The organism is Thalassotalea sp. ND16A, assembly GCF_000764205.1.
Classification (GTDB): Bacteria; Pseudomonadota; Gammaproteobacteria; order Enterobacterales; family Alteromonadaceae; genus Thalassotalea_A.
In genome coordinates this window covers 1-10411 of record NZ_JQDZ01000074.1, presented here as the reverse complement: position 1 = coordinate 10411, position 10411 = coordinate 1, and the positions used below count along the sequence as shown (strand labels likewise).

General features: G+C 39.7%; 9 protein-coding genes. All 9 read left to right on the top strand.

Going from position 1 to position 10411, the window contains the following annotated elements; all coding sequences use genetic code 11:
• The first annotated feature begins 538 nt into the window (after positions 1-538).
• The 9 genes from ND16A_RS07255 to ND16A_RS07295 all read left to right on the top strand — a co-directional run bounded on the left by ND16A_RS07255 (position 539) and on the right by ND16A_RS07295 (position 9966).
• Complete coding sequence (locus ND16A_RS07255; RefSeq protein ID WP_033078039.1) at positions 539-925, top strand: BlaI/MecI/CopY family transcriptional regulator; 387 nt, start codon at positions 539-541, stop codon at positions 923-925.
• Entirely contained in the window at positions 925-1899 is a 975-nt protein-coding gene (locus ND16A_RS07260; protein WP_033078036.1) for a M56 family metallopeptidase, read from the top strand. Before ND16A_RS07255 ends, ND16A_RS07260 begins: the two co-directional genes overlap by 1 nt.
• A 9-nt stretch (positions 1900-1908) precedes the next feature.
• Entirely contained in the window at positions 1909-3240 is a 1332-nt protein-coding gene (locus ND16A_RS07265) for a TolC family protein (protein WP_152593881.1), read from the top strand.
• 95 nt (positions 3241-3335) lie between these two features.
• Positions 3336-4577 carry an efflux RND transporter periplasmic adaptor subunit gene (locus tag ND16A_RS07270; protein ID WP_033078037.1) on the top strand — a complete coding sequence of 414 codons (1242 nt, stop codon included), beginning with the start codon at positions 3336-3338 and terminating at the stop codon, positions 4575-4577.
• 31 nt (positions 4578-4608) lie between these two features.
• Positions 4609-7755, top strand: a complete 3147-nt coding sequence (locus ND16A_RS07275) for an efflux RND transporter permease subunit (RefSeq protein WP_033078035.1) — start codon at positions 4609-4611, stop codon at positions 7753-7755.
• On the top strand, positions 7748-8446 hold the full coding sequence (locus tag ND16A_RS07280) for a HupE/UreJ family protein (RefSeq protein WP_033078034.1): 699 nt from the start codon (positions 7748-7750) through the stop codon (positions 8444-8446). The genes ND16A_RS07275 and ND16A_RS07280 overlap by 8 nt, the downstream gene beginning before the upstream one ends.
• A 59-nt stretch (positions 8447-8505) precedes the next feature.
• Positions 8506-9045, top strand: coding sequence for a hypothetical protein (locus ND16A_RS07285; RefSeq protein ID WP_033078033.1), 540 nt, complete (start codon positions 8506-8508; stop codon positions 9043-9045).
• 47 nt (positions 9046-9092) lie between these two features.
• Entirely contained in the window at positions 9093-9425 is a 333-nt protein-coding gene (locus ND16A_RS07290; protein ID WP_033078032.1) for a DUF6488 family protein, read from the top strand.
• Between the two features lie 262 nt (positions 9426-9687).
• Complete coding sequence (locus tag ND16A_RS07295; protein ID WP_152593880.1) at positions 9688-9966, top strand: hypothetical protein; 279 nt, start codon at positions 9688-9690, stop codon at positions 9964-9966.
• Positions 9967-10411: the final 445 nt, after the last annotated feature.

Sequence of the window (10411 nt, the reverse complement as noted above, 5' to 3'; positions counted from 1 at the left end):
AAGCATCGTAGATGGAAAAATAGATTAATTGGAGGGGTAAATCCAAACTGGCGAGATTTATACCTTGATATTATTTGAGTTTATTTTTGCTAGCCACAGCATGCGTCAGGAGGTTGCGGCCTGCGCCGCAATGACGGTGTGTTTTTTCTAGATTAAGTGGTGTATTGTACGGCTCTTAATCGCTCTAACCAGCCGTTGGGCTGGTTAATAATTTGTAAAGTTACTATATCTGATGTTATTGTAAAAACACAAGTTTTTAGCAGTCGTCATCGTCTGCGATGAGCGATAAGCAGAAGTTGAAAGGTTAGTAACCTGATGGTCTGCTCCGAAGCTCATAGCTGCCGTTGCCCTTCCTTCACTAAATGTTTATCTTGATCCTAATTCTGACATTTTAGCGTAATTAGTTTTAAAATTTACAATTGCTCCTCAGCCCTGAATTGATTGATGACTCAAAAAAAACACACATAAAACCGATTGATAGTCGGTTTTATGTGTGGCACAATCTGACACCATCAAATTACAAAGTAAATTAGTCCGAATGCAGCTAGGTGAATTAGAGAAACTGGTTTTACAATACCTTTGGCAACACAAAGAAGGCGATGCAAAGCAAGTATACTCCCACTTTGAGAAAACCCGTGGTGGTACGTTAAACACCATTCAAAGTACGTTAGACAGATTATTTAAAAAAGATCTGCTGACTCGTGCCAAGCAAGGGTATGCCTACGTTTATAGTGCGAAGGTTGAACGTGAAGCTTTGATTGCTCAGTTAATTGAGAATGTTACTAGCGATTTTGTTGGAAATAGTGAACATAGCTTGGTTGCTGCTTTTTCTTCCGTGTCAGACAAAATGTCTGAAGAGCAATTAGATGAACTTGAAGCTATGATTAATCATCAACGTGCTCAGCGTAGTAAGCAGGAAGGCTAATGATTGTTGGTCAGTGGGGAGTTATTCTAAACTTGTTCGCCATAGCAGTTATAACCGTGGGTCTCTCGGTGCTGGCTATTTCCTTACTCATATCGTTATGTCAAAAGAAAATCAGTTTATTTAACTTAAAGACAAGAAAGTCAGTTCTTTGGTTTTTAGTTACCTCTCCTTGGCTTTTAGGTTTAGTCACCAGTCTTCTGTTTTGGTTAACATTTTCAACATCATCAAACATCGGATTGAGCATTACACCATCTACATTCTTACCGCATTGGCACCACCCAGAGTTATTTGAATTGACAAGCTGGCATGGCGCAAGTGTCATTCTCTTTTTAGTGTGGGCATTGTTTATCACTTATAAAAAAGTTTACCTTTTATTTGAAAATAAAAAAGTCCAAGCGTCACTAAATGTGTTTAGTGAGAAGCAAGATAATGACTTCTGCCTTATTGAATCAGCAGCACCTAATGCCTTTACTTGTGGGTTTATTCAACCTAAAAGTTACCTTACTACAGGCTTAAAATCTCAACTAAATGAAGAAGAATTAACCATTGTTTTAGCACATGAACAGGCGCATGTGGAAAGCTTTGATCCGTTAAAGAAATGGTTGTTTATGGTGCTAGCGGCCTTTTTCCCAAGTCGTATTGGTCAAACACTCAACAGTGCTATGTCTCAAACAATGGAACAGTTAGCTGATAAATCTGTTGTTGACGCTGGTTATCAAAATGATGTCGTTGCTAGTACACTAGTTAAAGTTGCGCGGATTTCAATGCGCTTTCATCCAAATACAACCCCTATCATTAGTAGCTATTTTCATGTGGAAGCACTTGAAGAACGAGTAAAGTGGCTACTTGATGACAAGCCTGCTACGGCTAACTTTCATTACTTAATGTTGCTTGTGCCTTGCTTGCTTTTAGTCTTAGCAATGTTCTCTGTAGACAGCTTACACCACCTAATTGAAACCATCTTAAATCACTAGAGTTAACTAATGACCCGCATATTAAATTTAATGCCAAATAAAATGCCATTTAAAAAACCGACTGCCAGTCGGTTTCTTGTGGTTAAGTTACTACTGTTGACGGCAGTATCATTATCTCCTTTGCTATCTAGTGCTCAGGAAGTAAGTGCTCAGCGAATGAGTCCTCAACATGTAAATACCCAGATTCAAATATCAATGGAAAAAGCGATAGGTTTGAGTTTGCAGCAGCATCCAGACCTTAAAGCATTTGTACACGATAAATTAGCGATGCAAGCATATGAGCAACAAGCAACTGTTGGCAGTATTCCTACTATCGGTTTAACGATAGAAGACGCACTAGGTACAGGAAGTCACTCAGGCATTAAAAGTGCTCAATCAACAATGAGTATTGCATGGGTGCTAGATAATGAGGTTGTTGAACAAAAAATTAATTTAGCTAAAAGTAAAAGTGTTCGGGTTGATATTGAAAGAGAGTCAAAAGCATTAGATATTGCCGCAGACACGGCAAAGCTTTTTGTGACTACGTTAATTTTAGAGCAAAGATTAAAACTGGCTGAGCGCTCAGTTCAACAAGCTAGCAATGTTTACCAACAAATAAAAAAACGTGTTGAAGCAAGTAAAACAACCAATGTGGATTTATTACTTGGTAAAAACGAGGTCATTGAGCGAGAGCTGATTGTTGAAGACCTTACACACGAATTAGATGCTAGTCGTTATTTACTCTTTGCTCAGTGGAATGCTAATGAGCAAACAGCAATTACAGGGGATTTGTTGCAACTGCCTAGTATTCCTACATTTGATGAATTAACAGCAAAGATCACGTCAAACCCTGCTTTTAAACTTTTTGCTAGCAATGCGCGCATTGCCCAGTCAGAAATTTCGGCAGCACGGGTTCAGGTAAAACCTGTGTGGCAGTTTAATGCTGGAGTCAGACGCTATGAAACGACAGATGACTTTGGCTTAGTCGCAGGAGTGTCGATTCCTTTTGGCGATGAGAATAGAAATAGTGGTACCATTAGAGCGTTGAACGCCAAAATCACAGGCTATGAAGCTCAGGCACAAGCATTAGAAAAAAGGCTTATCAAACAAGTTTACACCTTATATCAAGAGTTAAACCATAGCCAACACGTTATATCAACATTAGCCAAGCAAAGTATTCCAACCTTAGAGCAAGCAGTACAAGAAGCACAAAAAGCCTACCAAGTTGGCAGCTTCAGCTTTATGCAGTGGCAATCAATTCAACAAAAATTATTGAACACCCAGGAAAACTTACTAGCAGCTTATTTAAACCTGCATCTTAACAACATTGAAATTGAACGCCTAACAGGTGGGACATTGTAATGCGTATAACTATTAGTAACTTAATCATCAATACCAAAATTAAAAAAAACACTCTCTCGGCAATTTCACCACTAAAAAATATGGTCAAAAAAATAATGAAATCTACATTGCTCAATTTTGCTTTATCTTCATTTATGGTGATAAGTGCGTCATCACTTACTTTCTCTAGCCAAGTATTTGCTGCATCAACGCCTCAGGCTGAAGAAGTTGAGCCTGAAAAAGGGCCACATCGTGGCAGAATGTTGCGAGAGGATGACTTTGCTATCGAACTTTCTATTTTTGAAACGGGCGTACCGCCAGAGTTTAGAGTTTGGGCGACAGAAAAAGGCCAAGCCATCAAACCTGAGCAAATTGAGCTAAACGTAAAGCTGATACGTTTGGGCAATCAAGTAGATGATATTAACTTTTATGTTCAAGGTGACTTCTTACGAGGAGATATGGAAATTTATGAGCCTCACTCATTTATTGTCTCAATCAATGCTAAATACAAAGGAAAGCAATATAAATGGCAATATGGCAATTTTGAAGGGCGAACGAAAATTGCTGATGATATAGCAAATGCTATGGAGATCACCACGGATACAGTACGTAGTGCAAGCTTAACTCAAACCATGAAAGTCTACGGCACATTAACATTGCCAAATGACGCTATAAGAAATATCAGTGCTCGCTTTGAAGGGGAAATAAAAGCGGTTCACGTATCTTTAGGAGATACGGTTAAAAAAGGCCAAAAACTTCTTACCATTGAAAATAATGAAAGCCTTTTATCATATGATGTTAAGTCTCCTATCAAGGGTATTATTACCAAACGCTTTGCTCATAGTGGTGAACAAACAAAAGGTAGAGATTTATTAGAGATCACCAATCAAGAGTCCCTAATTGCTGAGTTAGCTATTTTTCCAAAGCAGTTGGACAAGTTAACTGATAACGCCAAAGTGACACTGAATATCAATGAATCGAAAGAGCAGATCCAGAGCCAAATTTATCAAATGGTGCCACAAGTTCGTCAAGACCAAGCCAAATTAGTGAGAGCTAAAATCAATAACCTTGATGGCAAATATAACGTTGGCACATTTGTAAGTGCAGAGGTTGAAGTGGCAACTTTCGATGTGCCAATGGCGGTTAAACGCAGCGGTTTACAAGGTTTCAGAGACTTTACCGTTGTCTATGCCAAAATTGGTGACGAGTATGAGGTTCGCATGTTGGAATTAGGTCGCATCGCAGGGAACTGGGTTGAAGTGCTTAGTGGAATATCTGTTGGCACTGAGTATGTGGTGGAAAATAGCTACATCATCAAAGCCGATATTGAAAAATCTGGCGCATCACACGATCACTAAGCCTTCACTCTAAAAGAGAAAAGAGAACAACATGTTAGAAAGACTAATACAATTTTCGATACAAAGTCGAAGTATCATCATGTCGATGGTCGTGTTCGTTGCTGCGCTTGGTGTATGGAACTTTACTAAACTTCCTATTGACGCCGTACCTGATATCACCAATGTTCAGGTGATGATAAATACAGAAGCGGCAGGCTATACACCCCTAGAGATAGAACAACGTGTCACTTATCCCATTGAAACGGCATTGTCAGGCATTCCTAATTTACAACATACGCGTTCAGTTTCTCGATATGGTTTATCGCAAGTAACCGCTATATTTTCTGACGACACCGATGTTTATTTTGCTCGTCAATTAGTGAATGAACGCTTAGCCGCAGCTAAATCAGAACTGCCCAAAAACCTTGACCCTCAGCTTGGGCCAATAGCGACAGGTTTAGGTGAGATCTTTATGTTCACCGTTGATGCTGAGCCTGGAGCAACCAATGATGATGGCAGTGAGATCACACCAATGGATTTGCGCACCGTTCATGACTGGGTAATACGTCCTCAGTTAATGCGTGTAGAAGGCGTTGTTGAAGTCAATCCTATTGGCGGCTTTGAGCAAGAAATATTAATTGCCTTTCATCCTGAAAAACTATTGGCGTTTGGCTTAACGCAAGCTGATTTGGTTAGTGCGATTGAAGATAACAATGACAATGTTGGCGCTGGTTTTATTGAGCATAGTGGCGCTCAGTGGCTACTTCGTATCCCTGGTCAGGTAGAGGCTGTTGATAGCTTTGGTAATATCCCTATCAGCACCAATCAAGGAGCCTCTGTTTTAGTCAAAGATGTTGCGACAATCTCCTTGGGTAAAGGCTTACGCACTGGTGCTGCGACCCAAAATGGCCGCGAAGTTGTTATGAGCACAGTATTCATGCTTATTGGTGAAAATAGCCGTAAGGTTGCTAAAGCTGTCGGTGAAAAGCTTGAAGAGGTAAAAGCTAGCTTACCCGCAGGGATCACAGTTACGGCTGTTTATGACAGAACCAAGCTGGTTGATAAAACATTGGAAACGGTAAAGACCAACTTATTAGAAGGCGCGTTGTTGGTTATTGTTATTTTATTTGTACTACTCGGTAATGTCAGAGCTGCAATAATAACCGCTGCCGTCATTCCTGTAGCCATGTTAATGACGGTAACAGGCATGGTGCAAACACGGGTTAGTGCTAATTTAATGAGTTTAGGTGCATTAGATTTTGGTTTGCTTGTTGACGGAGCCATTATCATTGTGGAGAACTGCCTCAGAAGGCTTGGTATTGCAAGTGAAGCGAATGGCAACTTATCAACCAAAGAAAGATTAGCTGTAGTCTTTGAAGCAACGCGTGAGGTGATTCGTCCGGCACTGTTTGGTGTTTTCATTATTACAGCGGTTTATTTGCCTATTTTTGCTTTAACAGGTGTCGAGGGCAAGATGTTCCACCCAATGGCGATCACCGTTGTTATAGCGCTTCTTTGTGCAATGCTATTATCCGTTACTTTTGTACCAGCAGCGATCGCGATATTGTTTAAAGGCAAGATAAAAGAAAAGCAAAACCCTATCATGAAAGGCGCTACTTACCTGTATCAACCCGCACTTAAATTGGCGTTAAAAGCGCGTTGGTTTGTCGTCATCATTGCAACTTTATTGGTTGTTTTCAGTGGCTATCAAGCTTCAAAGCTAGGCAGTGAATTTGTGCCTAACCTTGATGAAGGTGATATTGCTATGCATGCCTTGAGAATTCCTGGCACGTCTTTATCACAAGCAGTGGCTTTACAAGAGTCACTAGAAAATGAAATTCAGAAAATGCCTGAAGTTGAACGAGTCTTTGCCAAAATAGGTACGGCAAATGTTGCAACAGATGCTGTACCACCAAGTGTTGCCGATAATTTCATCATCCTTAAACCAAGGGAGTTATGGCCTGACCCTGAAAAACCAAAAGCGCGATTTATCGAAGAGCTTGCCGCCATCGTTGAGCCTATTCCTGGTAATCGTTATGAATTTTTACAACCTATTCAAATGCGATTTAATGAATTACTGGCTGGTGTTAGAGCTGAGTTAGCCATCAAAGTGTTTGGTGATGATTTTGAGTCATTAACCGCCTTAGGCGATGAAATTGAAAAAGCTATCGCTAATGTCAATGGTATTGCCGATGTTCAAGTTGAGCAGACAACAGGGCTACCTATGTTAAGCATCGAGCCTAATCGTCAAAAACTTGCGCAATATGGCTTAAGCTTAGCGTCCTTACAGTCTCAACTTGCTACTGCATTAGGTGGTCAAGTTGCGGGTAAATTTTATCAAGGCGATAGACGCACAGATATTGTGGTGCGCTTACCTGAAAACATCCGCCAAAATACTGATGGCTTAGCCTCTTTGCCAATTCAAATTAATCAGGAAAGCTATATCCCTCTTGAAGAAGTCGCTGAACTAGCGCTTGTACAAGGTGCCAATCAAGTGAACAGAGAAAATGGCAAACGCCGCGTGGTGGTAACTGCCAATGTTCGAGGGAGAGACTTAGGTAGCTTTGTTGCAGATATAAAAAATGCGATAAATAGCTCGGTAGAAATCCCTTCAGGCTATTGGGTTGAATATGGTGGTACTTATCAAAAACTTGAGTCTGCCAGCAAACGATTATCTGTTGTTGTGCCACTGACATTAGTGATGATTATTGGTTTATTACTATTGGCGCTAGGCTCTTTTAAAGACTCCATGATTATTTTTACGGGTGTGCCATTAGCCTTAACGGGCGGCATTTTCGCTTTATTGTTAAGGGACATTCCCTTTTCAATTTCGGCTGCTGTTGGTTTTATCGCTTTATCTGGTATTGCCATTTTAAACGGGCTAGTCATGGTGTCGTTTATTCGAGAGCTTCGTCGTGAAGGTGTTTCTTTAGATACCGCCATTATTGACGGAGCATTAACCAGACTTAGACCTGTTATTACGACTGCACTAGTTGCTTCATTAGGCTTTGTTCCTATGGCACTCAATACGGGCATTGGCTCAGAAGTACAACGTCCATTGGCGACGGTAGTTATTGGCGGAATAATTTCATCCACACTGCTAACGCTATTTGTACTGCCTGCGCTATATCGACTCTTACACAATCACAAAGAAACTTTCTCTAAGAAAGAACAATCAAAGGAAACTGTTAATGTTTAACCCTTTTCATCGCTATGGCGCACTAAGCTTTATCGCTTTAATCGCCATATTGCTACCCTTAGAAGTTTTTGCACACGGCGTTGATGAAAGCACCCGTAATTTTTTGCAAAACAATACTGGCGTACAGATCATCCCATTTTTGTATATTGGCGCTAAACACATGGTAACGGGATATGACCATCTATTATTCCTAGTCGGTGTCTTGTTTTTCTTATACAAAAGCCGTGATGTGTTGTTGTATGTCAGTATGTTTACTTTAGGGCACAGCTTAACGTTACTCTTTGGTGTCATTAGTGACATTCAGGTTAATGCTTATTTAATCGATGCCATTATCGGACTGTCGGTTGTCTACAAAGGTTTTGATAACTTAGGCGGCTTTAAGAAAACAATAGGCTTTACCCCTAATCCCAAAGCCGCCGTGTTGATCTTTGGTCTTTTTCATGGCTTTGGATTAGCCACTAAACTGCAAGAATTTCAATTACCTACAGACGGTTTAATCGCCAATTTAATCGCTTTTAATGTCGGTGTTGAATTAGGCCAGTTTACAGCGTTGGCATTTATTCTTTTACTGATAAATTATTGGCGAAAGCACAGTAGCTTTAACCGCTTTGCCACCAACACCAACTGCTTATTGATGAGTGCTGGCTTCATGTTAATAGGTTTTCAACTAACAGGTTACTTCACCAGCTAAACGAATATTTTTACATACGATTAATTAACGACAAGAAAGAATTAGAGAAGAGATGAATCATGCAACAAACTAATACTCAGGCAATAACATTGACCAATAGCAAATTGCTTAAATACACAATATTCAGTTTTGTTTTTGCCGCTATAGCATTAACAACAGTGATATTGCCAGCAGAATATAATATCGACCCAACGGGCGTGGGTAATAAACTTGGCTTGACCGTATTCAACAATGTGAAAGCCACCGCCACAAATTCGACCTCAGCCAAAACAGCTAAAGATGCAACTGAAACTATTGAGGTGGTTGTGCCTGCTGGCAGAGGCGTTGAATACAAATTTACTATGGAGCAGTATCAGAAGCTTACCTATGAATGGATAACAGATGGCACCGCTTTATATTTCGACTTACATGGTGAACCCAAAGGTGATACTACAGGCTATTTTGAAAGCTATACAATTACAACGTCAGGTGAAGTGAAAGGCAGCTTTACTGCTCCCTTTGCAGGCTCACATGGTTGGTTTTGGAAAAACACCTCTGACGCTCCGGTAAAGGTTCAATTGATTGTAAATGGTGAATATATTGAACACGGCCTTAAGTAAGCACCTTTAAAGACAGTATTAATTTATATAAGTAAGTGGAGTAACAAATGAAAAATTTAATGGTAATGCTATTTATCGGCTTGATGTTAAATATGGGAACAGCGTTAGCGCATGGTGCACATGGAAAAATAAGCGAAAAACAAGCGATACAAGTTGCAATTAAAGCAACTCAAAAGCTCACGTTTAAAGACTTTGGCTTCAACGTTGGAAAATTAGATGAAAGCTGGGAAAGTTTGACGACAGAAGACTTTAAATTATATGCGGCACAAGTTAGCCGCTACATTATTAGCGCGTCTAATAAAGCTGATAATAAAACAATCTATTTCTTAATGACGATGAGTGGTGAAGTGCTAAAAGTAAATCAAGAAGCAAAATTTTAGCGCCGATTGTTAATATTTTAAGTAAAAGAATTTAAGCCTTAAACTTTATACCGTTAATAGCCACTTAAATAATTGAAAGCTGATTGTTTAATTGGCTACATAAAGCAATATGGCTTGTTTAAGAATTGAAGAGGAAGTCAACGAGATGAAATATTTATTACTATCTATTTTCACTGACTCATTACTATTGGCTGGTTGTGCAGGCATGCCTGTAAAGACGAAAATTGTTAACCAGAAGTCTCAATTATGACAAATTAAAGATGTGACAGCGTTTAAAGAAAATGGCTTTATTAAAGTAAGTGGCCATATGAAACCATCAAAAAGCTTTGCTGCACGTAAGGGTCATATTGATGTCAAAGTTTTTACTCAGGAAGGTAATTTGTTCTTATCAACAACGGCACCGCTAGGACAAAGAGTCATGCGAAAAGGTGGTGATTACTTTTCTATTGAGTTGACTGAAGAGCTACCTAAAGGTGCTGTCGTTAAAGTAGCGTTTCATAATGCTAATAGTAGAGACTATAAAGAGAACCATTCGCAGTAGTTAATGACGGCTTTATAAACCAAGCTTAGCATTTTATGTAAGAGTCATTATGTTTTGTCGGAGGATCAGCCCTTTTGGTTTAAGACCTCTATGACTGCTTTGGTGGCTCTACAGACCATCAAGGTTGCCTTACCGTGTTGATATTATCTTCTGCAAATGGCACTGAAGGGACGGATCAAGCATGACATCGCGCCCTCAAACACACCTTGTTTTTAGATCGAAATCGAATAAGTAGAGAAACCAGAATTTTATGTTTCAAATGTCTGCTTAGGGGAAATCGATTTATTTTCTTTCTAAAGCTTCGAGTTGGCATTTATGGTGAGCTTACGAGAGCATAGCTCAACTTCTATTTTTCGATCTGATTTAATGACTGCGACTAATTCATCAGGACGCAAACATGTCGAACCAAGATCAACTTATCAACGTTGTTGCTGCATTTGAGCAA

What these genes read in the sequence shown, in the direction of transcription:
- ND16A_RS07275 (WP_033078035.1), top strand. Translation starts at nt 4,609, where the DNA reads ATGTTAGAAAGACTAATACAATTTTCGATACAAAGTCGAAGTATCATC.
- ND16A_RS07280 (WP_033078034.1), top strand. Translation starts at nt 7,748, where the DNA reads ATGTTTAACCCTTTTCATCGCTATGGCGCACTAAGCTTTATCGCTTTA.
- ND16A_RS07285 (WP_033078033.1), top strand. Translation starts at nt 8,506, where the DNA reads ATGCAACAAACTAATACTCAGGCAATAACATTGACCAATAGCAAATTG.
- ND16A_RS07290 (WP_033078032.1), top strand. Translation starts at nt 9,093, where the DNA reads ATGAAAAATTTAATGGTAATGCTATTTATCGGCTTGATGTTAAATATG.
- ND16A_RS07265 (WP_152593881.1), top strand. Translation starts at nt 1,909, where the DNA reads ATGACCCGCATATTAAATTTAATGCCAAATAAAATGCCATTTAAAAAA.
- ND16A_RS07270 (WP_033078037.1), top strand. Translation starts at nt 3,336, where the DNA reads ATGAAATCTACATTGCTCAATTTTGCTTTATCTTCATTTATGGTGATA.
- ND16A_RS07260 (WP_033078036.1), top strand. Translation starts at nt 925, where the DNA reads ATGATTGTTGGTCAGTGGGGAGTTATTCTAAACTTGTTCGCCATAGCA.
- ND16A_RS07255 (WP_033078039.1), top strand. Translation starts at nt 539, where the DNA reads ATGCAGCTAGGTGAATTAGAGAAACTGGTTTTACAATACCTTTGGCAA.